The 26,318-nt window shown below is 62.5% G+C and carries 24 protein-coding genes; 12 read left to right on the forward strand and 12 right to left on the reverse strand.

What is annotated here, in order from left to right:
* The first annotated feature begins 41 nt into the window (after nt 1–41).
* From norR to HV822_RS07490, 4 genes are all read left to right on the forward strand, one after another.
* Nucleotides 42–1,577 carry a nitric oxide reductase transcriptional regulator NorR gene (norR, locus tag HV822_RS07475; RefSeq protein ID WP_238873137.1) on the forward strand — a complete coding sequence of 512 codons (1,536 nt, stop codon included), beginning with the start codon at nt 42–44 and terminating at the stop codon, nt 1,575–1,577.
* Between the two features lie 41 nt (nt 1,578–1,618).
* Complete coding sequence (locus HV822_RS07480; RefSeq protein ID WP_238873138.1) at nt 1,619–2,356, forward strand: Crp/Fnr family transcriptional regulator; 738 nt, start codon at nt 1,619–1,621, stop codon at nt 2,354–2,356.
* The gene (locus tag HV822_RS07485) at nt 2,356–2,724 is read left to right on the forward strand and encodes a YbaN family protein (RefSeq protein WP_096005274.1); all 369 of its coding nucleotides are present in this window, start codon (nt 2,356–2,358) and stop codon (nt 2,722–2,724) included. Before HV822_RS07480 ends, HV822_RS07485 begins: the two co-directional genes overlap by 1 nt.
* A 62-nt stretch (nt 2,725–2,786) precedes the next feature.
* Nucleotides 2,787–4,832 (forward strand): TonB-dependent receptor, encoded by a 2,046-nt coding sequence (locus HV822_RS07490; protein ID WP_238873140.1) that lies wholly within the window; start codon nt 2,787–2,789, stop codon nt 4,830–4,832.
* Nucleotides 4,833–4,871: 39 nt separating this feature from the next.
* Here the strand turns inward: HV822_RS07490 and HV822_RS07495 are convergent, their stop codons facing one another.
* The 10 genes from HV822_RS07495 to HV822_RS07540 all read right to left on the reverse strand — a co-directional run bounded on the left by HV822_RS07495 (nt 4,872) and on the right by HV822_RS07540 (nt 16,986).
* Nucleotides 4,872–5,105 carry a cytochrome C oxidase subunit IV family protein gene (locus HV822_RS07495; RefSeq protein WP_096005272.1) on the reverse strand — a complete coding sequence of 78 codons (234 nt, stop codon included), beginning with the start codon at nt 5,103–5,105 and terminating at the stop codon, nt 4,872–4,874.
* Nucleotides 5,106–5,114: 9 nt separating this feature from the next.
* Complete coding sequence (locus HV822_RS07500; protein WP_238873142.1) at nt 5,115–5,708, reverse strand: cytochrome c oxidase subunit 3; 594 nt, start codon at nt 5,706–5,708, stop codon at nt 5,115–5,117.
* Nucleotides 5,705–7,543 carry a nitric oxide reductase activation protein NorD gene (locus HV822_RS07505; RefSeq protein WP_238873144.1) on the reverse strand — a complete coding sequence of 613 codons (1,839 nt, stop codon included), beginning with the start codon at nt 7,541–7,543 and terminating at the stop codon, nt 5,705–5,707. Before HV822_RS07505 ends, HV822_RS07500 begins: the two co-directional genes overlap by 4 nt.
* Nucleotides 7,544–7,547: 4 nt before the next feature.
* Nucleotides 7,548–8,951, reverse strand: coding sequence for a cbb3-type cytochrome c oxidase subunit I (locus HV822_RS07510; protein ID WP_238873145.1), 1,404 nt, complete (start codon nt 8,949–8,951; stop codon nt 7,548–7,550).
* 39 nt (nt 8,952–8,990) lie between these two features.
* Entirely contained in the window at nt 8,991–9,437 is a 447-nt protein-coding gene (locus tag HV822_RS07515) for a c-type cytochrome (RefSeq protein WP_238873147.1), read from the reverse strand.
* A gap of 61 nt (nt 9,438–9,498) precedes the next feature.
* A complete protein-coding gene (locus HV822_RS07520; protein WP_238873149.1) occupies nt 9,499–10,320 on the reverse strand; it encodes a CbbQ/NirQ/NorQ/GpvN family protein in 822 nt (273 codons plus the stop codon).
* Nucleotides 10,321–10,468: 148 nt separating this feature from the next.
* Nucleotides 10,469–13,858 carry an ammonium transporter gene (amt, locus tag HV822_RS07525; RefSeq protein ID WP_238873151.1) on the reverse strand — a complete coding sequence of 1,130 codons (3,390 nt, stop codon included), beginning with the start codon at nt 13,856–13,858 and terminating at the stop codon, nt 10,469–10,471.
* A 264-nt stretch (nt 13,859–14,122) separates the two neighbouring features.
* On the reverse strand, nt 14,123–15,145 hold the full coding sequence (locus HV822_RS07530; protein WP_238873153.1) for an NADP-dependent oxidoreductase: 1,023 nt from the start codon (nt 15,143–15,145) through the stop codon (nt 14,123–14,125).
* A 144-nt stretch (nt 15,146–15,289) separates the two neighbouring features.
* Complete coding sequence (locus HV822_RS07535; RefSeq protein ID WP_238873155.1) at nt 15,290–16,363, reverse strand: GGDEF domain-containing protein; 1,074 nt, start codon at nt 16,361–16,363, stop codon at nt 15,290–15,292.
* An 80-nt stretch (nt 16,364–16,443) separates the two neighbouring features.
* A complete protein-coding gene (locus tag HV822_RS07540; RefSeq protein ID WP_238873157.1) occupies nt 16,444–16,986 on the reverse strand; it encodes a gamma carbonic anhydrase family protein in 543 nt (180 codons plus the stop codon).
* 128 nt (nt 16,987–17,114) lie between these two features.
* Between HV822_RS07540 and prlC the strand changes: the two genes are divergently transcribed.
* Nucleotides 17,115–19,157: an oligopeptidase A gene (gene prlC / locus HV822_RS07545; protein ID WP_238873159.1), complete on the forward strand. Its 2,043-nt coding sequence runs from the start codon at nt 17,115–17,117 to the stop codon at nt 19,155–19,157.
* The gene (locus HV822_RS07550; protein ID WP_238873161.1) at nt 19,154–19,417 is read left to right on the forward strand and encodes a YheV family putative zinc ribbon protein; all 264 of its coding nucleotides are present in this window, start codon (nt 19,154–19,156) and stop codon (nt 19,415–19,417) included. The genes prlC and HV822_RS07550 overlap by 4 nt, the downstream gene beginning before the upstream one ends.
* Before the next feature lie 21 nt (nt 19,418–19,438).
* Here HV822_RS07550 and HV822_RS07555 read toward each other — a convergent pair whose 3' ends face one another.
* Nucleotides 19,439–20,083, reverse strand: a complete 645-nt coding sequence (locus HV822_RS07555) for a hypothetical protein (protein WP_238873163.1) — start codon at nt 20,081–20,083, stop codon at nt 19,439–19,441.
* A gap of 372 nt (nt 20,084–20,455) precedes the next feature.
* On the opposite strand from HV822_RS07555, the gene coxB reads away from it, so the two are divergent.
* From coxB to HV822_RS07575, 4 genes are read left to right on the forward strand one after another with little or no spacing between them, the layout of a single operon-like run.
* Complete coding sequence (coxB, locus tag HV822_RS07560; RefSeq protein WP_238873164.1) at nt 20,456–21,580, forward strand: cytochrome c oxidase subunit II; 1,125 nt, start codon at nt 20,456–20,458, stop codon at nt 21,578–21,580.
* A 10-nt stretch (nt 21,581–21,590) separates the two neighbouring features.
* A complete protein-coding gene (gene ctaD, locus HV822_RS07565) occupies nt 21,591–23,174 on the forward strand; it encodes a cytochrome c oxidase subunit I (RefSeq protein ID WP_238873166.1) in 1,584 nt (527 codons plus the stop codon).
* Nucleotides 23,175–23,189: 15 nt separating this feature from the next.
* A complete protein-coding gene (locus tag HV822_RS07570) occupies nt 23,190–23,756 on the forward strand; it encodes a cytochrome c oxidase assembly protein (RefSeq protein ID WP_238873168.1) in 567 nt (188 codons plus the stop codon).
* Nucleotides 23,757–23,785: 29 nt separating this feature from the next.
* Nucleotides 23,786–24,673, forward strand: coding sequence for a cytochrome c oxidase subunit 3 (locus tag HV822_RS07575; RefSeq protein ID WP_238873170.1), 888 nt, complete (start codon nt 23,786–23,788; stop codon nt 24,671–24,673).
* Between the two features lie 24 nt (nt 24,674–24,697).
* Here the strand turns inward: HV822_RS07575 and HV822_RS07580 are convergent, their stop codons facing one another.
* Nucleotides 24,698–24,910 (reverse strand): twin transmembrane helix small protein, encoded by a 213-nt coding sequence (locus tag HV822_RS07580; RefSeq protein ID WP_238873171.1) that lies wholly within the window; start codon nt 24,908–24,910, stop codon nt 24,698–24,700.
* Between the two features lie 52 nt (nt 24,911–24,962).
* Between HV822_RS07580 and HV822_RS07585 the strand changes: the two genes are divergently transcribed.
* Together HV822_RS07585 and HV822_RS07590 are read left to right on the forward strand one after the other, a co-directional pair.
* A complete protein-coding gene (locus HV822_RS07585; RefSeq protein ID WP_238873173.1) occupies nt 24,963–25,688 on the forward strand; it encodes an SURF1 family protein in 726 nt (241 codons plus the stop codon).
* Between the two features lie 27 nt (nt 25,689–25,715).
* Nucleotides 25,716–26,315 carry a hypothetical protein gene (locus tag HV822_RS07590; protein ID WP_238873175.1) on the forward strand — a complete coding sequence of 200 codons (600 nt, stop codon included), beginning with the start codon at nt 25,716–25,718 and terminating at the stop codon, nt 26,313–26,315.
* Nucleotides 26,316–26,318: the final 3 nt, after the last annotated feature.

Raw genomic sequence — 26,318 nt, forward strand, 5'->3', positions numbered from 1 at the left:
CGGAGTACGGTTAATAAAACCAGTACAGGGTTCCATTGACCATGATTGCGCAAATGCTCCTGCCAGACCTGATCGCCAACCTCCCAGCGGCCGTGCGTCTGCAGCGCCTGGTGCACGTTCTGCGCGAGGCCTTCGCCTGCGGCGCTGTTGTGCTGCTGCAGCGAGAGGGCGAATGCCTGCGCCCACTGGCCGCCACCGGTCTGGTTCAGGAAGCCTTGGGCCGCCGTTTCGAGATTGCCCGCCACCCGCGCCTTGCGGCCCTGTTGTCCCGTCGCGAACCAACCTGGTTCGAGCCGGACAGCCCGCTGCCCGACCCCTATGACGGCCTGCTCGACGGCGCACCTGATGACCCGCTGCCGGTTCACGACTGCATGGGCGTAAGCCTCTACATGGAAGGCGAACTGTGGGGCGCATTGACGTTCGACGCCTTGCAGGCAGGAACCTTTGACGAACGGGCACGCCAGCGCCTGCAGCAGCTACTGCCCCTGATTGAAACCACCCTGCGCATCACCCGGCTGGAACAGGACAATCGCGCTCTGCGCCTGCATCGCGGCCAGGAGGTGCAAGCACAGCCAAGCCAGCAGAGCCACAACATCATTGGCGCCAGCCCAGCGATCAGTCGTTTGCTGGATGAGCTTCGCGTGGTTGCAGACTCGGATCTGCCGGTGCTGCTCAGCGGCGAAACCGGTGTAGGCAAGGAACTGTTCGCCCACTGGCTGCACCGCCATTCCGCTCGCGCCAACCAACCGCTGGTGCAGGTGAACTGCGCAGCGCTGCCGGAAACCCTGGCCGAGAGCGAGCTTTTTGGCCATGTACGCGGAGCCTTCTCCGGCGCCACCAGTGACCGCGGTGGCCGCTTCGACGCTGCCGACGGCGGAACCCTGTTCCTCGACGAGATCGGCGAGCTACCGCTGGGGCTGCAGGCCAAACTGCTGCGCGCGCTGCAAAATGGCGAGATCCAGCGCCTGGGCGCCGACCAGCCTCTGCGCGTCGATGTACGGATCATCGCCGCCAGCAATCGCAACCTGGCCGACTCAGTGGCCAAGGGCGATTTTCGCGCCGACCTGTACCATCGCCTGTCAGTCTACCCCGTCCCCATCCCACCCCTGCGCGAGCGTGGCAACGACGTGCTGCTGCTGGCCGGCCACTTTCTTGAACAGAATCGCACGCGGCTGGGGCTGCGCGGCTTGCATCTGACCGCCGATGCCGAGCAGGCGCTGCTAGGCTACCACTGGCCCGGCAACGTGCGAGAGCTTGAGCACGTCATCAGTCGCGCGGCCATCAAGGCACTGGGCCGCGAGGGCTCGCGCCAGGCACTGATTGGCCTGGACGCACCGCTGCTGGACATTCCCAGCGTGGCAGCACCCGCCGGTGCCGACCCGGCAGAGAGCGAGCAGCAGCAACAGGTCCAGCCCATGCGCCAAGCGGTCGAGGCCTTGCAGCGCCAGCAGATCCGTCTGGCTCTGCAACAGAGCGACCAGAACTGGAGCGCCGCCGCTCGCGCATTGGGGCTGGACGCCAGCAACCTGCACAAGCTAGCAGCCCGACTGGGCATCAAGGCTGGCAACGGCCACTGAACGACTGTGCATTCACACCTACCGACCACTGGAACGCAGCCATGCAACTGACTCCCGAGCAACGCCAACAGGTTCTGCGTCACCCCTTGCTGGGCCACTTCAGCGAGGACAATCAGCAGCGGCTGCTGAACGAGGCACACCTGCGCGAGTACCCCGCGCAAAGCCTGATCCTGCGTCAGGGCGATGAAGCGAAACGCTTCTTCATGGTTATGCGCGGCAAGGTAAAGCTGTTTCGCATTTCGGCCGACGGCAAGGAGAAGGTGGTCGAGATCATCAGCGCTGGCCAGACCTTTGCCGAAGCGGTGATGTTTATGCGCCATTCGGTCTATCCGGTATGCGTGGAAAGCCTGGAAAGCGTGCAGTTGCTCAGCCTGCCCAACCGCCTGATGCTGCAGTTGCTGGAGACCAACCCACAAACGTGCCTGCACTTGCTGGGCCATCTGAGCATTCGCCTGCACCAGCGACTCGACGAACTGGAAAACCTCACCCTGCAAAACGCCACCCAACGGCTGGCGCTGTACCTGGTCGGCCAGGTGCGCGACCAGCAAGGCGACAGCGCCGAACTGGACCTGGCTCTGCCCAAGGGTCTGATCGCTGCACGCCTGTCGATCAAGCCGGAAACCCTGTCCCGCGCGATCGGCACGCTGCGCGAGCAGGGGCTGATCCAGACGCGCGCCCGGCACATTCGTATTCCCAGCCTGAGCCGCCTGCTGGAGGCCTTTGCCCAGGAGCAGGCCAGCCCCCTGCGCGGCAACCTGATTGCCAGCAGCAGCGACTGATGGTTTGGCTATGGCGGGTTCTGGCTGCTACCTGCATCGGTCTGGGGGCCGTGGGCATCATCTTGCCCGGGTTGCCAACCACCCCGTTTCTGCTGGTCGCCGCCTGGGCTGGGGCCCGCGGCTGGCCAGCGCTGGAAGCGCGACTGTTGCAACACCCGCACTACGGGCCGTTGATACTCGACTGGCGCCAGCGCCGCGCAGTACCACGACGCGCCAAGTGGGCCGCCAGCGCATTGATGCTGCTCAGCGCAACGATGATCTGGCTGCTGCCGGCACCCCACTGGCTGCGCATCGGCCTGCCGCTGTTTCTGCTCGGCGTGGCAGCTTGGCTATGGACACGGGCTGAGCCGTCGCGCAAAGTTGACTAAAATCAAATAATAACGATTCTCAATATCGAACAATAAGTTACTTGTTCATGAGGATCGTACCAATGCCCAGAATTACGCCCCTGTTTCATCTCAGCCTGCTCGCCCTGGCAGTCAGTCCGGCGTTCGCCGGTGACGCCCTGGAACTGCCCGAAGTTACCGTCACCGCCAAGGGTTATCAGGCTAGCAAGCTGGAAACGGCAGGCGCCTCCGTGGTACTGGAACCGACTCAGCGCCTTCCCGGCGACAACGTCGGCGCGTTGATGCGCGGCCAGCCCGGCCTGGCGGTGCAAAGCGACGGCGCCTGGGGCCAGAACCCGGTGCTGCGCGGCCAGCGCCTGGAAAGCATCGTGTTGCAAGTGGACGGCAACCGCCTCAACTCTGCTCAGCCACAGGGCGCTATCGCCTCTTTGGCTGACCTCGGCCTGCTGGAGCGGGTGGAAGTCATCAAGGGGCCCAGCTCCGTACTGCACGGCAGTGGTGCTCTGGGTGGCGTGGTCAACATGCTGACCCCGGAGCCCACCTTCGATCACGCTGGCGAGCTCAACGGCCGGGTTGGCCTGGGCCTGTCCAGCGTTGACGAGGGCCTACAGGGCGCAGCCCTGCTCGAAACCGGCAACCAGCGCCATGGGCTGGTGCTGGGCGGTGCCGCCAAGCGCGTACACGACTACGAGGGCGCCGACGGCGAGGTGGACAATACCGGCTACGAGAGCCGCTCCATGCTGTTCAAGTACGCCTACTCACTGGGTGACTACGGCCGCCTGCACCTCAACCTGCAACAGCACAAAGACCAGGATGTCTGGTTTCCCGGTTCGACCAAGCCGGCGCCGGCTGCGGTGCTGGGCAATCTGACCATCCACTCGCCAAACACCGAGCGCACCCTGTACGCCGCCGGTTACGAAGGCGAGGTTGGCTCCGGCACCCTCAGCGTCGACCTCTACCAGCAGGAGGTGTATCGCGAGATTCGCGCCTACAGCAGCGGCCTGGATCGCAACCAGGTGTGGAACGACGTCACCTTCACCACCCGGGGCGTGCGCAGCACCTACCGTCTGCCCCTGGGTGAAGCGCACCTGCTCAGCGTTGGCGTGGACCAGTGGCGCATGACCGGCGACCCGGCCCGCTACCAGTTCGCCGGCCCGTCGCAGAACATTCAGCGCAACGACCCTTTCAGTGATGGCCAGATCGACTCGGCAGGCGTGTTTATCCAGGATGACATGCAGTTTGGCCGCCTCAACGTCCAGGCCGGCGCCCGCTGGGATCGGGTCAAGGGTGACGCCGACAGCAAGGGTAGCGGTGCATCACGTACCACCAAAGGGCTGAGCAACAGCGACTCCAACCTGTCCTGGTCCCTCGGTGCGATCTACAATCTGCAGCCGCTGCTCAACCCCTACCTCAGCCTTGGCCGCGCCTATCGCGCACCAGACATGCGCGAGCGCTTTGAAGACGCCACCCGTGGCGACGGCTATTTCCACCAGGGCAACCCGCAACTCAAACCCGAACAGGCAACCAGTCTGGAACTGGGTCTCAAGGGCGATGACGGCCGCAGCAGCTACCAACTCGCCGCGTACTATAGCCGCATCGATGACTACATCGCCGGCCGGGTAACCGGACAAACGAACGCTCAGGGTCTACCGATCAAGCGTACCGAGAACCTTGACAAGGTTATCATCCAGGGCACCGAAGGCCAGTTTGCCCATCCCGTTGGCGTCGTCACCCTGGACGGTAGCTTCACCTGGCTTGAGGGCGACAATCGCCAGGACGACGAGCCGCTGTATCGCATGCCGCCGCCAGAACTGACACTGGGTATCGGCCAGCCACGGGCGCTCGGTTTCAGCTGGCATTCGCAAGTACGTGCAGTCAAGAATCAGGACCGTGTAGCAACCCGCTTCTCCAATGGCACCGAGAACGACACTGCTGGCTTTGTTACCGTAGATGCGTCACTGGGGTGGGGCTTCAGCGCAATCGCTGGCATGCAGAACCTGGATCTCGGCCTGACGTTGCGTAACCTGCTGGATAAGGGTTATCACGAGCACCTGACCGAAGGCATCAGCGGCTGGGAGATCCAGTCCCCCGGACGCAATGTTGCGCTGACCCTGCGCGGCGAATTTTGACCTGCGTCGCCGCGCTGACCCGGCAGCGCGGCATCCCCCTCACAACAGCGCCAGGGCCGAGAGTACCAGCAACAGCCAGCCAGACACCGTCGCTCGCAACCAGAGCGGGCCGGTAGCCAGCCCCATAAAACGATCAATCAGCCAGTGGCCCTTGAGCAAGGTCAGCAGCACGACCGCAGCCATCAGCCAGTCTGGCTGACGCTGCGACAGCGCCACGCCCAACAGCGTCAGTGCCAGCAGCGCCAGCCAGAAGAATCGCAGGGACAGTCGCATGGGCCAACCTCAGGGCAACAGATAAAGCAGTGGGAACAACGCCAGCCAGACCAGATCAACCATGTGCCAGTAGCTGCCGGCCGAGTCGCCAGCCATTTTCTGGCGCGCCGCATCCGGGTAATAACCAGCACGGGTACGCACAGCCACCACCGCCAGAATGACCATGCCGAGCATCACATGCATGGCATGAAAGAAGGTGGTGAAGAAATAGAAAAAGTAGAACGTGTTGGTGCGCAGGTTGTACCCCTCGCCAATCAGCACGGCGTACTCGCCAAACTTGATCAGCAGGTAACCCAGCCCGCAGAGCAGCCCGAGCGCAAAACCGCGCACCAGCGCGCGCCGTGTGCCGCACTCCAGACCGCGCGCCACCAGATAGCTGGCCGTCAGCAGCAGCAGGGTATTGCTCACCCCGGCCAGCGGATGCAAGGTTGCCACGCCGGCGCTGAACTCCAGCGGCCAACGACTGCGTGCGTAGGCAAGGGCAATCAGCAGCAACGCAAAGACCAGCAGCTCTGCAAGAATGAAACACCACATCGCCAGATCGCCGGGCAACGCCCTGGGCTCTGTGCCTGGCACCTCGGCCAGGCCCTCGACGGCCCTCATCTCCCGGCGCCTCCGGTCAACAGCAGATACAGACGCGGCAACAATTCGGGCAGCTCGGCGGCACGCCGAATGACCCGATAATGCCCCTGCCCGAACAGGTACGGCAGATAGTCGGCGGCCTGCTGGTCAATGGTCACGCAGAAGGGCTGTACGCCCGCCTGACGCGCCTCCTGCAAGGCATGACGGGTATCTTCCATGCCGTAGCGCCCTTCGTAGATATCCAGATCATTCGGCTTGCCGTCGGTAAGCAGCAACAGCAGCCGCTGCTCGGCCGGGCGCTCCCGCAAAATGTCGGTAGCCTGCCGGATGGCCGCGCCCATGCGCGTGTAATACCCAGGCTTGAGCGCCTGAATGCGACCGTGAATGGCCTCGCCCCAGGCCTCATCAAAGTTCTTGATCAAGCTGAAACGCACATGGTTGCGCCGGCGCGAGGAGAAGCCGTACATGGCAAAGCTATCCTGCCCGGCGTGCAAGGCTTCGCCAAACAGATGGAGACTGTCACGAATCACATCAATTACCTGATAGCGGTCATCGGCCCAGGCCTCGGTCGACAGCGACAGGTCAGCCAGCATCAGACAGGCAAGGTCTCGCTGGCGACCAACCTGACTGCGCCACAACAGCGGCTGACTGTCCGCGTTGCCGCGCTGACGCTCGCAGGTATAGGCCAGGCAAGCCTGCAGGTCGAGCTGACTGCCCGCCGCCTGCCGGCCCAGCCAGGCGCGCTGCGGGCGCAGCCCCTCAAAGCGTCGCCGCAACCCGCTGGCCAGACTGGCCAAACGCGGCGGCAGTGGCGCCGCTACTGCGCCCCGCGGCAACAGCGGCACCACAGAACAGTGATCAGCCAACAGCTGGCGCTTGCGCCAGTCCCATTCGGGGTAACGACAGCCCTCACCCAAGGGCAGGTCGTCCTCCGCCGCACTCGGCAGATCCAGGTCCAGCTTGATGCGCGAAGCCGATGTGCTGCGGCTGCGAGCCAGACTGAGAAAGTCCAGATCCGCCGCCGTGGAGTCGGCGTCCGGGTCGTCACGGTCATCCTGACAGCGGTCAACCGGCACAAATTCAGACCAGCTGAACAGGCTTTCCAGACGAAAGATCATCAGGCCATTTTCACGACGGGGATCATCCACATAACGCGCCTGCTTGCGACCCTTGCCTTGCCGTATTTGCCCCCCCGCAGGCGGCGACTCCGCCGGCGCCTGCGCAGCAGGCGGCACGGTGCCAGCGCTGCCATCCGCGGCGTACAACCACAGCGGCACCGGCAAGGGGTCGCCAGGGGCAGGCGGCAACTGCGATTGACTACCCGGCTGCAGCAGCTCCGCCTGCATGCAGGCCTCCCGCTCGCGCTGGCTCCGCGGCAAGCTCGCCGGGTCACCACGCTCAACGATCAACGCCTGCGCCAACCGGGAATACAGCGCCCTCAGGCCGGGAAAGCGAGCCAGCGCCGCCAGTACCCGAGCCTGACTCGCCCGCCAGGCATCCTCGGCGGCTGGCAAGGGCTCGCTGGCCAGCACAGTCAACCACAAATACAGTTCGCGGTTCAGCCGGGCTTCGGCAAACACCTGTAACTGCGCTGGCAGATGCAGGCTGTCAGACTCGCGCCAGGCCAGGGCATGCCGCCGGCCAGTCCCGGCCAGCCGCTGCAATAGTGGGCGGCGCAGCATCAGACTGCGCTCGCTGCTGGCTTTGATGGTCAGACCGGCGTCGCCGCCGAGGGCGCGCAGGATCAGCGCCAGACGCGGCCCCTCGGCCTCCAGCGTGACGCGGGCGGCGGGATAGCCCCGACTGGCCAGGCGCGTGACCAGTCGGTGCCAGCGGATGCCAACGGCCTCTTCCATGCCGTCAGGCCCGGCTGTCGAGGGCGGGCACCTGCTCACGGGTGCGGCGCGCCAGCCAGAAGCTGGCCAGATACATCAGCAGCCCCAGACCAAACAGGACGCCGAACACCAAGCGCGCCCAGTAAACGCCCTCGATGGCTGCCTGGGTTGCCATGAAGGACAGCGCTTGATCGGCCTCCGGCAGACGTTGCAGCTTGACCTGTACGACCCCTGCAGCCGTCAGCAGGAAGGTGATCATCAACATGCTGATGCACATCGTCCAGCAAGACGCGATCTCCAAACGCTGGGCAACCGGGCTGTTGCACTCCTTGCCGTGCAGTAGCGGCCACGCATAGGAAATGATTGCCAGCACAATCATCACGTAGGCGCCAAAGAACGCCAGATGACCATGCGCAGCGGTCAGCTGCGACCCGTGGGTGTAATAGTTGACCGGCGCCAGGGTATGCAGAAAGCCCCACACACCGGCCCCCAGAAACGCCATGATGGTGCAGCCGGTAGCCCAGGTGATCGCGGCCTTGTTCGGATGCACACGGCGACGCTGACGCAGCATACTCAGGGCAAATACCACCATCATGAAGAAGGGCAAAGGCTCTACCGCCGAAAATATCGAGCCAATCCACAACCAGTAGGACGGCGCACCGATAAAGAAGTAGTGGTGCCCGGTGCCGAGAATGCCGCTGATCAGAGCCATGGCGATGATCAGGTACAGCCACTTTTCCACTACCTCACGGTCTACGCCGGTGGTCTTGATGAAAATGAAGGCCAAGATCGAACCCAGGATCAGCTCCCACACACCTTCAACCCAGAGGTGCACAACCCACCACCAGAAGTACTTGTCCAGTACCAGCGAAACCGGGTTGTAGAACGCAAACAGGAAGAACAGTGCCAGACCGATCAGACCGGTAATCAAGACCATGTTGATCACCGTCTTGCGGCCACGCAGGATGGTCATACCGACGTTGAAGATAAAACCCAGACAAACAATCACGATACCGATCTTGGTGATGGTCGGCTGCTCCAGAAACTCGCGCCCCATGGTGGGCAGCAGCTCATTGCCGGTCAGCTCGGCCAGCCGCGCATAGGGCACCAGCAGGTAGCCGAGAATGGTCAGCACTCCGGCGACAGCGAACAGCCAGAACAGCACCCAGGCCAGCTTTGGGCTGTACAACTCGGTCTGGCATTCCTCTGGAACCAGGTAATAGGTGGCGCCCATGAAACCGAACAGCAACCAGACAATCAGCAGGTTGGTGTGCACCATACGGGCAACGTTGAAGGGAATTTCCGGAAACAGGAAATCACCAATGATGTATTGAGTACCCAGCACCAGACCAAACACGATCTGGCCGAGAAACAGCAGCATGGCAAAGACGAAGTAGGGCTTGGCCACCGCCTGTGACGCGTATTTCATGTACGAACTCCTTGAATCAATGGGGGAACAGCGTCGGCCTTAGCCTTCCTTGTTCGGTGGCCAGTCGTTGGTGTCGATGCGGGAGGTCCAGATGAGAAACTGGGCCAGATCGTTGAGCTCTTCGTCAGACAGATTGAATTGCGGCATCTGCCGACGTCCGGGTGCGCCGGTCGGCATGGCTTTCATCCAGGCGTTGAAGTACAGCTTGAATACCTCTTCGTTTCCCATACCGCGGCGTTCAAAGACGTTTCCCAGTTCCGGGGCAAAATAGGCCCCTTCCCCCAGCAGCGAATGGCAGCCGATACAATTGTTTTCCTCCCACAGTGCCTTGCCATGCGCCACTGCCGGGGTTAACTGGTCACGGTTCTCACGCTCCGGTACCGCCGTCACGGTGTCGAAGGTGAGACCAACAAACAGCAGCATGAAAAACATGCCGCCTCCGTAGTAGATATTGCGGGCCATGCCCTTGGTAAAGCGCTCCGACATCGTTATCTCCTCAGGTAGTGTTGGCTGGCCGGCGTCCAGGAGCGGCGCAGGCACGTTGTTTTCAGGGGGTGATTGCCAGATGCAACGCCGCAATATCGTGCAGCGCCTGCAGTGCCACGGCGTCATCGGTCAACGCCTCGCAAATACCCACTCGACAGGCGTCCAAGGGCGCTAGCCCGGCCTGCATCAGACGAGCGGCATGGATCAGCAGGCGGGTCGAGGGGGCTTCTTCCAGGTCGTGCTCACCAAGCTGACGCAGCGCCTGCGCCAAGCGCACCAGTTGCTCTGCCTGCGGCTGGGCCAGGCCCGACTCTCGGCAGACAATGCGCGTTTCCAGCTCGGCGTGCGGATAATCAAAGGACAGCGCCACAAAACGCTGACGCGTGCTGGGCTTGAGGCCTTTGAGCAGGTTGCGATAACCAGGGTTATAGGACACCACCAACATGAAGCCGGGAGCGGCCTGCAATAGCTCACCGGTGGCATCAAGCGGTAGCAGACGCCGATCATCGGCCAGCGGGTGCACAACGACGGTAATATCCTTGCGCGCCTCAATGATCTCATCGAGGTAGCAGATGGCGCCCTCGCGCACGGCGCGGGTCAGCGGTCCATCTTGCCAGTAGGTGCCCTGGGCACCGATCAGGTGGCGACCGACCAGGTCGGCGCTGGTCAGGTCGTCGTGGCAGGCCACGGTGTAGAGCTTGCGGCCCAGGCGCTCGGCCATGTGCTGCACAAACCGGGTCTTGCCGCAGCCGGTCGGGCCTTTGATCAATAGCGGCAAACCAAACTGATCCGCGCGCTCAAACAGCTCGACTTCGTTGCCAGCGGCCTGATAGAAAACCACATCGTCCGGCGCAGAACGCAAGTGGGTTGTAACTGAGGGCATGACGCGCTCCTTTTGGCCTAGTAGACCAAAACAGAGCAGCCATCATGCCAACAAATAAGCCATTGAAAAACAAAGACTATTTTGCATTAATGGTACTTATCACCAAGCCCAGACAGGGTATTTAAAACCCTATAAAGGTTAAAAGAACCTAGCGCGGCATCATCCGCACCCCGTCCAGTTCGCTCAGCGGTTGCGGGTGACCAAGGTGAAAGCCCTGCGCGTAGTCCACACCCAGCTCACGCAGCTGCTGCAGAATGCTGTCGCTCTCGACAAACTCCGCCACGGTCTGCAGACCCATTTCGTGGCCAATGGTATTGATCGAGGCGACCATTGCGCGGGCGATCGGATCGCTGGCAATGTCCTTGACGAAGACGCCATCAATCTTCAGGTAATCCACCGGCAGTGACTTGAGGTAGGCAAAGGACGACAACCCCGAGCCAAAATCATCCAGGGCAAACTGGCAGCCGATGTCCTTGAGCCGGCGCATAAATTCGATTGCCTTGCCCAGATTGGCGATGGCGCTGGTTTCGGTAATCTCAAAGCAGATATGGCCAGGCGGCACCCGATGGCGCTCCAGCGTGTCCAGCACAAAGGCCAGAAAACTCTCTTCCCCCATGGAGGCCGCCGACAGGTTGATCGAGTAATTGCCCAGCGGCCCGCTGCGGCGGCGGTTGTAGTCGCCCAGCCAGGCGAGGAAGTTGCCGACCACCCAGCGGTCAATGGCGGATGCCAGGTCATAGCGCTCGGCCGCCGGCATAAAGGCACCAGGCGGAATCACCCGCTCATCCTCACCCAGCATGCGTACCAGCACCTCAAACCCGGGCTGGCGGTCCAGCTCGCTGATCGGGTAGATCGGCTGTACATACAGCCGCAACAGGTCGGCATCCAGCGCCTGACGCAAGCGGTTGACCCATTGCATTTCGCCGCGCCGCTCCTGCATCTGTGCATCATCGACCTGGTACAGATGAATGCGGTTGCGGCCGGCGTCCTTGGCCGCGTAACAGGCACTGTCAGCTGCGCTGAGCAGCACATCGAGACTGGCCAACTGCTCCTCGATCTGCACCAGGCCGATGCTCACGCCGACAGCAAAAGTCTTGCCCTGCCAACTGAAACGAAACTCCTCCACCAGCGCGCGCAAGCCCTCGACAACCGACAGGGCCTCGTCCAGCGTACAGCCACACAACAGCAGGCCAAACTCGTCGCCACCCAGGCGGGCCAGCACGTCCGAGCTGCGAATATGGCCCTGGAACAGCTTGGCCAACTGGCGCAGCAACTCGTCACCGGCTGCGTGTCCACAGGTATCGTTGACGACCTTGAACTGGTCCAGATCCATGTAGCAGAGCACCTGATCGCCACCGCTGGCCAGCTGACGCTGCAGAGCCAACCTCACCCGGCGTTCAAACTCCTTGCGATTGGCCAGGCCGGTCAGGGTATCGTGCGCGGCCTGGTGCGACAGCTCACGGGCCAGCCGCCGGTTGGCACTGACGTCGCGGAACGTCAGCACCGCACCGATAATGTGTCCGTCGGCATCACGAATCGGCGCTACCGCATCCTGTACCGTCACCTCGCTGCCGTCACGCCGTCGCAATTGCGACATGCTGCCGGGCTGCCGGCTGAGCGCCTGACGATAGCGCCGCAGCAAGGCACTGACCGGGTTGAGCAGGCTGTCGCCGGTGACCTCGTCGAACAGGCAGTAGATCTCATCCAGCGGGCGGTCGTGGGCTTCGCTCTCACACCAACCGGTCAACTGCTCGGCGACCGGGTTGAGGTAGCGCACACGGGCATCCGGCCCGGTGGTGATCACCCCGTCACCAATGGATGCCAGGGTCACCTGCGCCAGCATCTTCTCCTGAAACAATTGCTGCTCAATGCGCCGACGCTCGGTGATATCACGGATCAGACAGGTGTAGTGGTCATCCGCCAGCGCGCCCTGACTGACCGTCAGCTCGGCTACAAACTGATCGTGCTCGCTACGGCTGAACAGCACCTCCTGCTTGGTCTCGCTGCCGGTCTCGGGCAACGGCAGCCCGGTCCAATTGCGTTCGGCTACCAAGCGCGCCATGGGCTGTCCGATCAACAACCCGGCGGGCAGGCCGAACAGGCGCTCGGCGCCGGGGTTACAGGTAGCCAGTACGCCCTCGCGGTTGCAGGTCACCACGCCATCGCGAATGTCGCGGATGATGCTCTGGGTGACGCCCACCGCGCGCCGCAGGGCGTGAATCACCTGGTTGTACTGGGCGGCGATCTGGCCGACCTCGGTAAAAGGTTCGACCGGCACATCGCGCTCAAAGCGCCCCTCACGCTGGTGCGCCGCCATCGCTTCCAGTAGTTCGATCAGCTCGGTGCGTGCACCGTGCTCTGAGACATTCAGACCCGCCAGCTCATCCTCCGGCGTGACGCGCATCGGCCAGAAGCGGTTGATCACCCGCAGCAGCAACCAGGTCAGGCCAAAGGCCCAGACCCCAGCCACCAGCAAGCCTTCGAGCTGCACCACCAACTGCTGCAAACGACTCAGGCCCGTGCCCAGACGCAGCGGGTCAGCAAACAGCGCCACCGCCAACGTGCCCCAGACACCGCTGGCCAGGTGCACCGGTACCGCACCAACGGCGTCGTCTACCCGCAGGCGCGTTAGCAGCCGATCGGCCAGATACATCACCACCGCACCAATCAGGCCGATGAAGAACGCGGCGTGCGCATCCACCGCGTGGGCGCCGGCGGTTACCGCCACCATGCCGGCAATTAGGCCGTTCAGCGGATACACCGGATCAATCAGTCGCCAGCGCCACCAGGACATCAACATGCCACCCAAGGTACCGGCGATGGCTGCCAGCACGGTGTTGGCAATAATACCGGGCACCCGGCCATCAAAGCTCAGGGTACTGCCGCCGTTAAAGCCAAACCAGCCGAACATCAGCATCAATGCGCCAAGCATCGCCAGCGGCAGGTTGGAGCCTGGCAGGCTACGACCGTCACGGTCCTGCTCATAGCGGCCCTGGCGCGGCCCCAACAGCAGAATCACCGCCAGCGCCACCCAGCCGCCAACGCTGTGCACCACGGTCGAGCCGGCAAAGTCGACAAAGCCACGCGCCGCCAGCCAGCCGCTACCCTCGGCAAATACCCCGCCCCAGGCCCAGTGCCCAAACAGCGGATAAATTAAGCCGGCGATCAACAGGGTAACCAGCAGGTAGGCGCTGAAGCGCATGCGCTCGGCGGCTGCGCCAGACACGATGGTGGCGGCGGTAGTGCAGAACATCGCTTGAAACAGGAAGAAGGCCGCAGGCCAGGTGGCCGTGAACGAAGGCATCGCAAAGCCCTCGCCAAACCAGCCACTGGCGCTGGCACCAAACATCAGACCGAAACCGAACAACCAGTAGCAGAAGACCGCGACGCTGAGATCGGCCATATTCTTGACCGCCACGTTGATCGCATTCTTGCTGCGCGTGAGGCCCGACTCCAAACAGAGAAAGCCGATCTGCATGTTGAACACCAGACCGGCACACAGAACCAGCCACAGAACATCAATCATCGAGATGGGCATGGGTGCACCTGTTCTAATTGGAAACTGGCACTTTGATAGCGCAGCCAAATCGGTCGTGCACCGCACTGGTGCGCGGATTCAGAAGGGAGAGGCTATCCGGCTCAGGATAGTGCAGAGCAATGCAGGTTCTGTACCAAAATTCGTCGATTTGGCCAGAAACGTGTCGCCAGAAAGGCGTGAACGCATGCGCCAGGACGGCGCAGGAAAGGCGTGTAGACGCGCAACGCCCGGCGGAAGCGTCAGCCTCCGCCGGGGCCGGTGTCATCAGTCAGCGATGTGCACCAGTTGCTTGCCGAAGTTCTTGCCGTTCAGCATGCCTTTGAACGCCTCAACGGCGTTGTCCAGGCCTTCGGCCACGGTTTCGCTGTATTTCAGCTTGCCGGAGGCTACCTGCCCAGCCAGCAGCGCGGTGGTTTCCTGATGCTTGTCCTGCCACTCGGTGACCAGGAAGAAGCGATGCTCAGGCTTGGGATCCAGCGCACCAAAGATATGGAACGGGGTTTCAACCTTGCTCTGATCTTCCGCGTTGTAGGCCGATACGTAACCACAGATCGGCACGCGGGCACCCGGGTTGATCAGCTTGGCAACGGCCTTGGCAACAGCGCCACCCACGTTTTCGAAGTACACGTCGATACCGTTCGGGCAGGCGGCCGCCAGATCAGCGTCCAGGTTGCCCGCCTTGTAATCGATGCAGGCGTCAAAACCCAGCTCCTCGACCACGTAACGGCACTTCTCCGGGCCACCGGCGATGCCGACCACGCGGCAGCCTTCCTGCTTGGCAGTCTGGCCCACCACAGTACCAACCGGGCCGGAAGCGGCAGCGACCACAACGGTTTCGCCCGACTTGGGCTTGCCGACATACATCAGGCCGCAGTAACCGGTGCGGCCCGGCATGCCGGCCACGCCCAGGTATGTCTGCAGCGGCACGCCCTGATCCTTGATCTTGTAGACCATCTCGGCGTTACCCGGAATGATGCAGTACTCTTGCCAGCCGGAGTACACGGTGACCACATCACCGACCTGATAGTTGTCTGACTTGGACTCGACCACACGGCCAACGCTCTCACCGACAATCGGCGCACCGATTTCAATCGGGTCCATATAGCCCTTGCTGTCGTTCATGCGCGGGCGCATGTAAGGGTCCAGCGACAGCCACAGGGTCTTGATCAGGACTTCGCCGTCCTTCAGAGCACGAACCGGCTCTTCCTTCAAAACCAGATCGCCGTCCTGGATTTCACCCTGCGGGCGCTTGTTCAGCACAATCTTGCGGTTGGTATGGGCAGACATGAATGCCTCCTCGCTAACGATGAATGAGCGACCAGCCACTGGCCGCGAACTCCCGGATCATAAACCAGTGACGGGGCCTGTCAGCCTTTGGCCCCCTACTATTCATGCACTTGATTGAACGCCAATCCGCAGGCCGAAACGCTCTCAGCCAAGCTCGCTGAACTGCAGCGCACCACCTTCACTGATCACCCGGTTACGACCGTAGGCCTTGCCACGGTAAAGGCGCTGGTCGGCCCGGCGATAGAGGTCCGCGGCATCCAGCGCGTCGGTGGGCCAATGCGCCACGCCAAAGGTCGCCGTCAGCAACAGCTCCTGCTGGTCACCCCAGCGCAGCGGCGTCTGCTGCAGTTGGCTGCAGAACATGCGGGCCAATTGTTCGGCCGCCTGGGCATCGGTGCTGCGCAACAGCAGACCAAACTCCTCACCGCCGAGTCGGCCGATCACATCGGTCTTGCGCAGGCGCCGCTGCAGCACGGTACACAGATGACGCAAGGCACGATCACCCACCTCGTGGCCCCAGCCATCGTTAACCTGCTTGAAGTGATCGACATCCAGCAACACCAGGGCAAACCCGTCACCGCTGCGCTGGCCCTGCTCGATGCACTGCTCAAACAGCTGCTGAAACCGGCCCCGGTTATACACCCCGGTGAGTGCATCGGTTTCTGCCAGGCGCTCGAGGGTGTGCTGGGCATTGGCGCGGCGTACTTCGTAAAAATGCACAAACAACAGAATCATCAAACCGCAGATCACCGCGTTGCCGAGGTCGATCAGCCCGGGCGCCGACTGCAAATCGGCGTAGCGACTCCCATACAGCACCACCGCCAGCAGCATGAAAGGCAGCGACAGCAGCAGCCCGGCTTTGCGCCCCAACAGCAGATACGCCAGCATCGGCACCATGTAGATCCAGACGAAGGCCGTGGTAGACGCGTCTGGCATCAGCATGATGTAGATTTGAAAGCAGAAGGTGGGCAGCAGGTAGGCGTAGATCCAGGGGGTCAGCGAGCGAACTCGGCGAATACGCCAGGCAGACACGAGCAGCACCCCGCCCACGGTAATCTCCAGGCAGGCCAGCAAGCTGTTGTTGTTATCGAATTGCAGCGAGGCGAAGCCCCACAGCAGAACGCCGGTAGCTACAAAGATCAGCTGCAGCAACGAGCGGCGCGCCTGCTCGCCCAAGCCATTACCGGCCGCCTCGTCCATTGGGGACTTTCCGCTCACGTTGACCGCCCCTCCTTGCTCACGCCCGCTACCGGCGGAGTATAGCCCAGCGCAGGCCACCGCTCAGAACAGTCCGTCAGCTAGTCCGCGTAACTCTCCAGCAGGTGCTGATCCTTCAGGCGCACATAGTTGGCCGCCGAGTAGGTGAAAAACTCGCGCTCCTTCTCGGTCAGTACACGCACCTGCTTGGCCGGGCTGCCCATGTACAGATACCCGCTTGCCAGCGTTCGGTTGGCCGGCACCAGCGAGCCTGCGCCGATGATCACCTCGTCCTCGACCACCGCACCGTCCATGACGATACTGCCCATGCCCACCAGCACCCGATCACCGATGCTGCAGCCGTGCAGTAGCACCTTGTGGCCGATGGTGACGTCACTGCCGATGGTCAGCGGGTAGCCATCAGGGTTGAAGGGGCCGGCATGGGTAATATGCAGCACGCTGCCATCCTGCACGCTGGTACGGTCGCCGATGCGGATACGGTGCATGTCGCCGCGAATGATCGCACCCGGCCACACCGAGCAGTCGTCACCCAGCTGCACATCGCCCAGTACCACGGCTGAGGGATCAACAAATACCCGGTCGCCCAGCGCCGGCTGCCAGTCCCTGAATCCACGTACGTTCATCGCTTCACCCTTGAATTTTGCGGCTATCGCCGTCATTGAGAAGCTCTAACGAAGTCTCGATGCCAAGCGCGCCCGAGTTGATTACCATGGGCGCATTGTAAGTCATCGATCGAATCAGGATACCCGTCATGCCCAATCCGCTGCTGCAACCCTACGATCTGCCGCCCTTCGCCGACATTCGCGCCGAGCACGTCAAACCGGCCATCGAGCAGATTCTGGCCGACAACCGCGCACAGCTTGATGCGCTGCTGGCCAACCCGCCGGCACAGTGGACCTGGGCCAACCTGATCGAGCCGCAGGACGACATGGGCGAACGCCTCGGCCGTGCCTGGTCACCGGTCAGCCACCTCAACGCGGTAATGAACAGCCCCGAGCTGCGCGAAGCGTATGAGAGCTGCCTGCCGCTGCTAAGCCAGTACTACACCGAGATGGGGCAGAATCAGGCGCTGTTTGCGGCCTACCAGCAGCTCGCCGCCAGCGACGAGTTCACCACACTGGATAAGGCCCAGCAGACCATCCTTGAACACGCCCTGCGCGACTTCAAGCTGTCCGGTATTGCCCTGCCGCCCGAACAGCAAAAACGCTACGGCGAGCTGCAGATGCGCCTGTCCGAGCTGCAGAGCACCTTCTCCAATCAGGTGCTGGACGCGACCCAGGCCTGGACCAAGCACATCACCGATGCGGCCCAGCTGGACGGCCTGCCAGACTCCGCACTGGCGCAGGCCAAGCAGGCCGCCGAAGCCCGTGAGCTGGACGGCTGGTTGATCACGCTGGAATTCCCCAGCTACTTCCCGGTGATGACCTACGCCACCGACCGCGCCCTGCGTCAGGAGGTGTACACCGCCTTCTGCACCCGCGCTTCCGATCAAGGCCCCAATGCCGGGCAGTTCGACAACGGTCCGGTGATCGACGAGATTCTGGTATTGCGTCAGGAGCTGGCCGAACTGCTGGGCTTTACCAACTACGCCGAGCTGTCGCTGGCGACCAAGATGGCCGAGAGCACCGATCAGGTACTGGGCTTCCTGCGCGATCTGGGCGAGCGCAGCAAACCCTTCGCCCAGCACGATCTGGCCGCCCTGAAAGCCTTCGCCGCCGAACAGGGCTGCGACGACCTGCAGCCCTGGGACGTCGGCTTCTACAGCGAGCAACTGCGCCAGCAGCGCTACGCCATCTCGCAGGAAATGCTGCGCCCCTACTTCCCGGTCGATACCGTGATCAACGGCATGTTCGGCATCGTGCAAAAACTGTACGGCATCGAGCTGCGCGAGGTCGCCGAGTTCGAGCGCTGGCACAAGGACGCGCGCCTGTTTGAAGTCATTGAGCAGGGCGAAGTCATTGGCCGTTTCTTCCTCGATCTGTACGCCCGCGCCAACAAGCGCGGCGGCGCCTGGATGGATGGCTGCCGCGACCGCCGCCTGCTGCCCGACGGCGCCCTGCAGCGCCCGATTGCCTATCTGGTCTGCAACTTCACCCCGGCGGTCGGCGGCAAGCCGGCGCTGCTGACCCACGACGAGGTCACCACCCTGTTCCACGAATTTGGCCACGGTCTGCACCACCTGCTGACCCGGGTGAACTACGCCTCCGCCAGCGGTATCAATGGCGTCGCCTGGGATGCGGTCGAGCTGCCGAGCCAGTTCATGGAAAACTGGTGCTGGGAGCCGGACGGCCTGGCGCTGATTTCCAGCCATTATGAAACCGGCGAACCGCTACCGCAGGATCTGCTCGACAAGATGCTGGCCGCCAAGAACTTCCAGTCGGGCCTGGGCATGCTGCGCCAGATCGAGTTCTCGCTGTTCGACTTTGAGCTGCACGTACGCAAGCAGCCGGAACTGAGCGCACAGCAGGTGCTGGATCAGGTGCGCGAGGAAATTGCGGTGGTCAAGGTGCCGTCCTTCAATCGCTTCCAGAACGGCTTCAGCCATATCTTTGCCGGTGGCTACGCAGCGGGCTACTACAGCTACAAGTGGGCAGAAGTGCTGTCGGCCGATGCTTTCTCGCGCTTTGAGGAAGAAGGCGTGCTGAACGCCGATACCGGCCGCGCCTTCCGCGACAGCATCCTTGCCCGCGGCGGCAGTGAGGCGCCAATGGCGTTGTTCGTCGCCTTCCGTGGTCGTGAGCCGTCGATTGACCCGCTGCTGCGTCACAGCGGCCTGAGCGGGCAGGCAGCATGAGCGGCCCGGTAAAGCGCTTCATTGCCGGCGCGGTCTGCCCGGCGTGCAGCACCATGGATACCATCAAGATGTACGAGGTAGACGGCGTGCCGCACCGCGAGTGCGTGCAATGCGGCTATACCGACACACTGGATGCGCGTGGCAACTCGGTGCCCAAGGAACTGGGTACCCGGGTCAATGAGGTGCGCAAGGCGCCGAAAAAGCCGACCAGCCAGACAGTGCAGTTCTTCCCCAATCCGCGCCTGAAAAAGAAAGACTGAGACTCAGGCGGCGCCGTCTGATCAGATTGCGCCGCGCAGCTCGATATCCACACCCAGTTGCTGCGACATGCACGGCCACTGCGCCCACAGACGCTGCACACTGGCAGAGTCCAATTGCGCACGGTAGGCCTGAAACTCGGCTGACTGAAACAGGTCTTCGGGCAGCAGCCCGGCCACCGCTTCCTCGACCGCGGCATCCAGCCGATTGGCGAAGGGCTCGCCCAACAGGTGATGCACAATCAAATTGGCGCGCGTGGTGTCCATGGGAATCAAGGATTCACCACCGTGAGACACATAGCGGTCATTCACCTCTTCCACCAGCCGATGCGCCAGATAGGCTTCGTCCAGCAGGGTGACCAGTCCACGGTGCTCGGCCGGCAGATCTGGCGGCTGCAGGAAGAAGGCTTCAGCCACCTTCAGCACCGGTAGCATGCGCGGCTTTAGACTGGCCGACTCGGCCACCGCCGCGGCCGCTTCCAACACATCCGGAACCTGCTCGATATAGGCAGTAGCAAAGCGCTGCAGGTGACCAACCGGGTCCGCCTGCAAACGTATGGCAGGGTGCAGATCTGCGATACGGGTCTGCAGCCAGGCTTGCATCCCCTCCTGCGAATCACTCTGTGCCGTTGCTTCGGCAATACGGCGTTTCAGCCCAGCGATGTTCATACTCAGCTCCACAACGGCAACCGGAAGCTGCCCAAGAGCAGCATCACTTTGACATTAGTTTGAAAGCGGAAAACCTAGCAGAGCCGGTCGACATCGTCAAAGTGACTCACGCCGAGTCATCAGATCAAATTGCAATAAGAAGTCGAAAAGACACAGCGCATGACAACATTGCGCAGTCCGGCCCCCTGTCTATACTCCAAATGTCTGGTGGCCTGTGGGGGAAGTCCTGGACGCGGGGTCAAGGGTAACGCCACTGTGCGCTACCCCCTGCGGTTCGCAGCCTGTCAGGGTATCTGTGCGGCCTGTTAGCAGCCTGATACCCCCTCCGTTCCGTGCACCGGTAGCGATAAAAACAATAAAGGGGGACCGGGAATGTTGCGAGCAGCAATCACCTGGCCGGTTGGACTGTCCCTGTCTGTACTCGGCGCCCAAGCGAGTGCCGAGTGGGGCGTCAACATGCGCCGGGGCGTCACCGAAGTCAGTCAGTCCGTGTTCGATCTGCACATGACCATCTTCTGGATCTGTGTAGTCATCGGCGTTGTGGTGTTTGGCGTCATGTTCTGGTCGATGCTGATGCATCGCAAGTCCGAGGACAGCAAGCCCGCCACCTTCCACGAGCACCTGGGCGTGGAAATTCTATGGACCGTGGTCCCGCTGGCGATCCTTATCGTCATGGCGATTCCGGCCACCAAAACCCTGATCGACATCTATGACGCCGACGAGGCGGACATCGACATTCTGATCACCGGCTACCAGTGGCGCTGGCAATATCAGTACGTGGGCGAAGGCGTGACCTTTTTCAGCAGCATGTCGACCCCGCGTGATGAAATCGGCAACGTCAGCGACAAGAACCCCAACTACCTGCTTGAAGTGGACAACCCGCTGGTCATTCCGGTGGGCAAGAAAGTCCGCTTCTTGGTGACCGCTGCCGACGTAATCCACTCCTGGTGGGTACCGGATTTTGCGGTCAAGAAGGACGCTATCCCCGGCTTTATCAATGAGGCCTGGACCCGCGTGGAAGAGCCCGGCATCTACCGCGGCCAGTGCACCGAACTGTGCGGCAAGGACCACGGCTTCATGCCCGTGGTGGTCGAAGTGCTGCCGCAGGATGAGTACGACGCCTGGCTGGCCGAGCAGAAAGAGGCCGCCGCCAAGGAGGCCGAGCTGCGCGAGAAGGACTGGACGCTTGATGAGCTGGTTGAGCGCGGCGAGAAGGTCTACGCCTCCGCCTGCGCCTCCTGCCACCAGCCCAACGGCGAAGGTCTGCCGCCGATGTTCCCGGCGCTCAAGGGCAGCGCCATCGTCACCGAGGATATGGCCCAGCATCTGGATATCGTGCTCAACGGCGTACCGGGCACAGCCATGGCTGCGTTCGGCAAGCAATTGTCCGAAGTGGACGTTGCCGCGGTCATCACCTTCGAGCGCAACGCCTGGGGCAACGACACCGGCGAAATGCTTGCGCCCGTCGACGTGCTGAACGCTAAAGAAGCCCAATAGGAGACCTGTCATGAGTGCTGTGATCGATACCCATCACCACGACCATGCCCACGGTCCGGCCAAGGGCCTGATGCGCTGGGTGCTCACCACCAACCACAAGGACATCGGCTCGATGTACCTGTGGTTCAGCTTTGCCATGTTCCTGCTCGGCGGCTCGATGGCCATGGTCATCCGCGCCGAGCTGTTCCAGCCCGGCCTGCAACTGGTGCAGCCCGAGTTCTTCAACCAGATGACCACCACCCACGGCCTGATCATGGTGTTCGGGGCGGTCATGCCGGCCTTTGTCGGCCTGGCCAACTGGATGATTCCGCTGATGGTCGGCGCACCGGACATGGCCCTGCCGCGCATGAACAACTTCAGCTTCTGGCTGCTGCCAATGGCCTTCGGGCTGCTGGTGTCGACGCTGTTCATGGAAGGCGGCGGGCCCAACTTCGGCTGGACCTTCTACGCGCCGCTGTCGACCACCTACGCACCACCCAGCGTCACCTTCTTCATCTTTGCCATTCACCTGGCCGGCATCAGCTCGATCATGGGCGCGATCAACATCATCGCTACCATTCTCAACCTGCGCGCGCCGGGTATGACGCTGATGAAGATGCCGCTGTTCGTCTGGACCTGGCTGATCACAGCCTTCCTGCTGATTGCGGTCATGCCGGTACTGGCCGGGGTAGTGACCATGATGCTGATGGATATTCACTTCGGCACCAGCTTCTTCAACGCTGCCGGTGGCGGTGACCCGGTGATGTTCCAGCATATCTTCTGGTTCTTCGGTCACCCCGAGGTGTACATCATGATCCTGCCGGCCTTTGGCGCGGTCAGCCAGATCATCCCGACCTTCAGCCGCAAGCCGCTGTTTGGCTACACCTCCATGGTCTACGCCACCGCGGCCATCGCCTTCCTGTCGTTCATCGTCTGGGCGCACCACATGTTTACCGTCGGCATCCCGATCACCGGTGAGCTGTTCTTCATGTACGCCACCATGCTGATTGCCGTACCCACCGGGGTGAAGGTGTTCAACTGGGTCAGCACCATGTTTCGCGGTGCACTGACCTTCGAGGCGCCCATGCTGTTCGCCGTGGCCTTTGTGATTCTGTTCACCATCGGCGGCTTTTCCGGCCTAATGCTGGCGATTGCCCCGGCAGACTTCCAGTACCACGACACCTACTTTGTGGTCGCCCACTTCCACTACGTGCTGGTGCCCGGCGCCATCTTCGGCATCTTTGCCTCGGCCTACTACTGGCTGCCCAAGTGGACCGGCCACATGTATGACGAGACCCTGGCCAAGACCCACTTCTGGATGAGCTTCATCGGCATGAACCTGGCGTTCTTCCCGATGCACTTTGTCGGGCTGGCCGGGATGCCGCGGCGGATTCCAGACTACAACGTGATGTTCGCCAACTTCAACATGGTCTCCTCGGTCGGCGCCTTCATGTTCGGCGTTACCCAGCTGCTGTTCCTGTTCATCGTCATCAAGTGCATCCGGGGCGGCAAGAAGGCTGCGGCCAATCCCTGGGAGGGCGCGGAAGGGCTGGAATGGTCGGTGCCATCACCCGCGCCATACCACACCTTCTCGACACCCCCCGAGGTGAAGTGAGCGGAGGCCGCCGCGATGAGCGAGACACAGACCAATCGCCGCCTGGTCGGCAAACTGCTGCTGACGGTAGTAGGCATGTTTTGCTTCGGTTTCCTGATGGTGCCGCTGTATGACGTGATGTGCGAGGCGCTGGGCATCAACGGCAAAACCAGCGGCACTGCCTACCAGCAGGAAGTCGAGCATATCGACCGCAGCCGCACCCTGCGGGTGCAGTTTGTCGCCACTCTCGCCGAAGGCATGAGCTGGGACTTTGGCCCCGAAGCCGAACAGCTCAGCCTGCACCCGGGCGAAACCCGCGAGATGCTGTTTCTGGCGCATAACCCGACTGACCGGCCGATGGTGGCCCAGGCCATTCCCAGCGTGTCGCCGTCCATTGCGGCGGCCTACTTCCACAAGACCGAGTGTTTCTGCTTTACCCAGCAGGTGCTGCAGCCGGGGGAAAGCGTCGAGATGCCGGTGCGTTTCATTGTTGATCCGGCGGTGCCGGCACAGGTCAAGCACCTGACCCTGGCCTACACCCTGTTTGATGTATCGGAGCGAATGCCTGACAAGCTGGCCGCCGCCCAGGCGCAGGCCCACTGAGCACGATTGCCGTATAAGGAGAACAACAGATGGCCAATCATCAGACCTACTATGTGCCGGCCCAGAGCAAGTGGCCGATCATTGCCTCGATAGCCCTGCTACTGCTGGTGTTTGGCGGCGGTAGCATGATCAACGGCGACAGCGCCGGTGCTGGCAGCGGCCTGGGCCGCTGGCTGTTCTTTGCCGGCGCCCTGATGACCGCCTGGATGATGTTCGGCTGGTTCAGCAATGTGGTAAAGGAAAGCCACGAAGGCCTCTACAGCCCGCAAATGGATCGTTCCTTCCGCATGGGCATGGGCTGGTTCATCTTCTCGGAGGTGATGTTCTTCGCGGCCTTCTTCGGTGCGCTGTTTTACGTGCGCACCTTTGCCGGCCCCTGGCTGGGTGGCGAGGGCGACAAGGGCCTGGCCAACATGCTCTGGCCAGACTTCACCTATCAGTGGCCACTGATGGTCAACCCGGACCCCAAAACCTTCCCAGGGCCAAGCGAGGTCATCAGCGCCTGGCAACTGCCGCTGATCAACACCCTGCTGCTGATCTCCTCCAGCGTCACCGTCACCTTTGCCCATCACGCTCTGCGCAAGGACAAGCGCGGCGCCACCAAAGCCTGGCTGGGCCTGACTGTCGCGCTGGGTACTGTCTTTCTGGTGCTGCAGGCATTCGAGTATCAGCACGCCTACCACGACCTCGGGCTGACCCTGAATTCCGGCATCTACGGCGCCACCTTCTTTATGCTCACCGGTTTCCACGGCGCCCACGTGACCATGGGCACGCTGATTCTGGCGATCATGCTGATCCGCATCGCCAAGGGCCATTTCAGCTCCCAGCAGCACTTCGGCTTTGAAGCCGCCAGCTGGTACTGGCACTTCGTGGACGTGGTCTGGGTTGGGCTGTTTATCTTCGTCTACATATTCTGAGCTGCGGCCATGATGTGTGCCGAGTCACTGCAACCAGGGCGCGTGCCAGGCCAGCTGGCCCGCCCAGAAGCCCCAGGCAATCAGCGCCATCAGCAGCACTGTGAGGCCGATGCGCACACTCAACGCCGTTACCAGACGGCCGCGGCCGCCGGTGTCTTTCATCAAAAAGAACAAGCCGCTGAACAGGCTGATCAGTATCAGCGCCAGCAAGATCACGATGACCAGCTTGAGCCACATGGCCGCCCCCTGATTGTTGTTATGGTCGGCCTGAGTATAGCCGGAGCAGCCCATGCTGCTGTCTGAGACCGTGGAGCGGCGCCGTCGCTTTGCGCCCGGCTGGCTACTCTGGGTGTTTACCCTGAGTCTGCTGCCGCTGCTGCTGGGTCTCGGCACCTGGCAACTGCAACGCGCCGAGCAAAAGCAGCAGTTGCAAGCCGACATCGATGCCTTGGCGCAAGCACCGGCCAAAACCCTGACGCAACTCGGCACACAGACGCCTGCCGACTGGCAGCCACTCAGTCTGCAGGGTCGGCTCGACCCACAACATATCTGGTTACTGGACAACCGCACCCGCAACGGGCAGGCCGGCGTGGAGGTACTGCAGGCCTTTCAGTCAGACCGTGGGGACTGGCTGCTGCTCAATCGCGGCTGGCTACCCTGGCCGGACCGGCGCCAGCCGCCATCCGTCAGCACACCACCGGGCAGGCTGCAGCTGCAGGCAGAAAAGTTGCCGGCCAGCAGCGCCGGCTGGCGGCCGGGCAGGCGCGCCTGCGAGGCGGATCAGCCTGGCTGCGTGGTTGCTCAGCTGGATCTCGGCGCCCTGCGCGCGCAGTCAGCGTTGCCGCTGCTGGACTGGAGCGCCCGCCTGACCAATGCAGGCAGCGCCGCACTGACGCTGGACTGGCCGGCGCTACCCATGAGCGCCAGCCGCCATACCGGCTACGCAGTACAGTGGTTCAGCCTGGCGGCGGCACTGCTCGCCCTGTTTCTCTGGGCCGGTTTTCGGCCTCAATAGCACGTCGATCTCGGGGGAATAATAATGATGAGCCTGACCGAATCTGAACAACGCCCGTCGCGCCCAAGGGGCCAGCTCAAGTTGCTGGCCATCATCGCCGTCGTGGTGGGGCCTATTGCACTGGCAGCGCTGATGGCGCAGCTGAATCTCGGCATGCCGGAAGGTCACGCCAACAAGTCCGCGTTGGTGGAGCCCGCCATCCAGATCAGTGACTGGCAGCTCGCTGTGGAGCCGGTTGGCTACGGCGCGCCCTGGCGCCTGCTGGTCACCCATACCGGCACCTGCGAGCGCCAATGCATGGCGCTGGTTCACGAGGCGCGGCAGATCAACGTGGCGGTCGGACGCGAGGCCGGGCGCGTGACCCACGTGCTGGCGTCACCAGTGGCGCTGCGCGCCGACGAAGTGGCCGCGCTGGAGGCACAGTTTCCGCGGCTGGAGCGCACCACCTTCGACAGCAACGCTTACCTGAAAAGCCTGCAAACCCAGCCCGACAGCTGGTTAATCGGCCCACAGCTGTGGCTGGTCGACCCGCTAGGCCGCGTGGTGCTGCATCACAGTGCCAGCCAACCTGGCAAAGACCTGCTGGATGACCTCAAGCGTCTGCTGAAACTCTCCAAGGTGGGCTGAGCC

Origin of the sequence: Halopseudomonas maritima (assembly GCF_021545785.1) — a bacterium.
In the GTDB taxonomy this organism is placed as follows: Bacteria; Pseudomonadota; Gammaproteobacteria; order Pseudomonadales; family Pseudomonadaceae; genus Halopseudomonas; species Halopseudomonas maritima.

Coding starts and splice junctions, on each gene's coding strand:
- norR (WP_238873137.1), top strand. CDS start 42: ATGATTGCGCAAATGCTCCTGCCAGACCTGATCGCCAACCTCCCAGCG.
- HV822_RS07480 (WP_238873138.1), top strand. CDS start 1,619: ATGCAACTGACTCCCGAGCAACGCCAACAGGTTCTGCGTCACCCCTTG.
- HV822_RS07485 (WP_096005274.1), top strand. CDS start 2,356: ATGGTTTGGCTATGGCGGGTTCTGGCTGCTACCTGCATCGGTCTGGGG.
- HV822_RS07490 (WP_238873140.1), top strand. CDS start 2,787: ATGCCCAGAATTACGCCCCTGTTTCATCTCAGCCTGCTCGCCCTGGCA.
- HV822_RS07495 (WP_096005272.1), bottom strand. CDS start 5,105: ATGCGACTGTCCCTGCGATTCTTCTGGCTGGCGCTGCTGGCACTGACG.
- HV822_RS07500 (WP_238873142.1), bottom strand. CDS start 5,708: ATGAGGGCCGTCGAGGGCCTGGCCGAGGTGCCAGGCACAGAGCCCAGG.
- HV822_RS07505 (WP_238873144.1), bottom strand. CDS start 7,543: ATGGAAGAGGCCGTTGGCATCCGCTGGCACCGACTGGTCACGCGCCTG.
- HV822_RS07510 (WP_238873145.1), bottom strand. CDS start 8,951: ATGAAATACGCGTCACAGGCGGTGGCCAAGCCCTACTTCGTCTTTGCC.
- HV822_RS07515 (WP_238873147.1), bottom strand. CDS start 9,437: ATGTCGGAGCGCTTTACCAAGGGCATGGCCCGCAATATCTACTACGGA.
- HV822_RS07520 (WP_238873149.1), bottom strand. CDS start 10,320: ATGCCCTCAGTTACAACCCACTTGCGTTCTGCGCCGGACGATGTGGTT.
- amt (WP_238873151.1), bottom strand. CDS start 13,858: ATGCCCATCTCGATGATTGATGTTCTGTGGCTGGTTCTGTGTGCCGGT.
- HV822_RS07530 (WP_238873153.1), bottom strand. CDS start 15,145: ATGTCTGCCCATACCAACCGCAAGATTGTGCTGAACAAGCGCCCGCAG.
- HV822_RS07540 (WP_238873157.1), bottom strand. CDS start 16,986: ATGAACGTACGTGGATTCAGGGACTGGCAGCCGGCGCTGGGCGACCGG.
- prlC (WP_238873159.1), top strand. CDS start 17,115: ATGCCCAATCCGCTGCTGCAACCCTACGATCTGCCGCCCTTCGCCGAC.
- HV822_RS07550 (WP_238873161.1), top strand. CDS start 19,154: ATGAGCGGCCCGGTAAAGCGCTTCATTGCCGGCGCGGTCTGCCCGGCG.
- HV822_RS07555 (WP_238873163.1), bottom strand. CDS start 20,083: ATGAACATCGCTGGGCTGAAACGCCGTATTGCCGAAGCAACGGCACAG.
- coxB (WP_238873164.1), top strand. CDS start 20,456: ATGTTGCGAGCAGCAATCACCTGGCCGGTTGGACTGTCCCTGTCTGTA.
- ctaD (WP_238873166.1), top strand. CDS start 21,591: ATGAGTGCTGTGATCGATACCCATCACCACGACCATGCCCACGGTCCG.
- HV822_RS07570 (WP_238873168.1), top strand. CDS start 23,190: ATGAGCGAGACACAGACCAATCGCCGCCTGGTCGGCAAACTGCTGCTG.
- HV822_RS07575 (WP_238873170.1), top strand. CDS start 23,786: ATGGCCAATCATCAGACCTACTATGTGCCGGCCCAGAGCAAGTGGCCG.
- HV822_RS07580 (WP_238873171.1), bottom strand. CDS start 24,910: ATGTGGCTCAAGCTGGTCATCGTGATCTTGCTGGCGCTGATACTGATC.
- HV822_RS07585 (WP_238873173.1), top strand. CDS start 24,963: ATGCTGCTGTCTGAGACCGTGGAGCGGCGCCGTCGCTTTGCGCCCGGC.
- HV822_RS07590 (WP_238873175.1), top strand. CDS start 25,716: ATGAGCCTGACCGAATCTGAACAACGCCCGTCGCGCCCAAGGGGCCAG.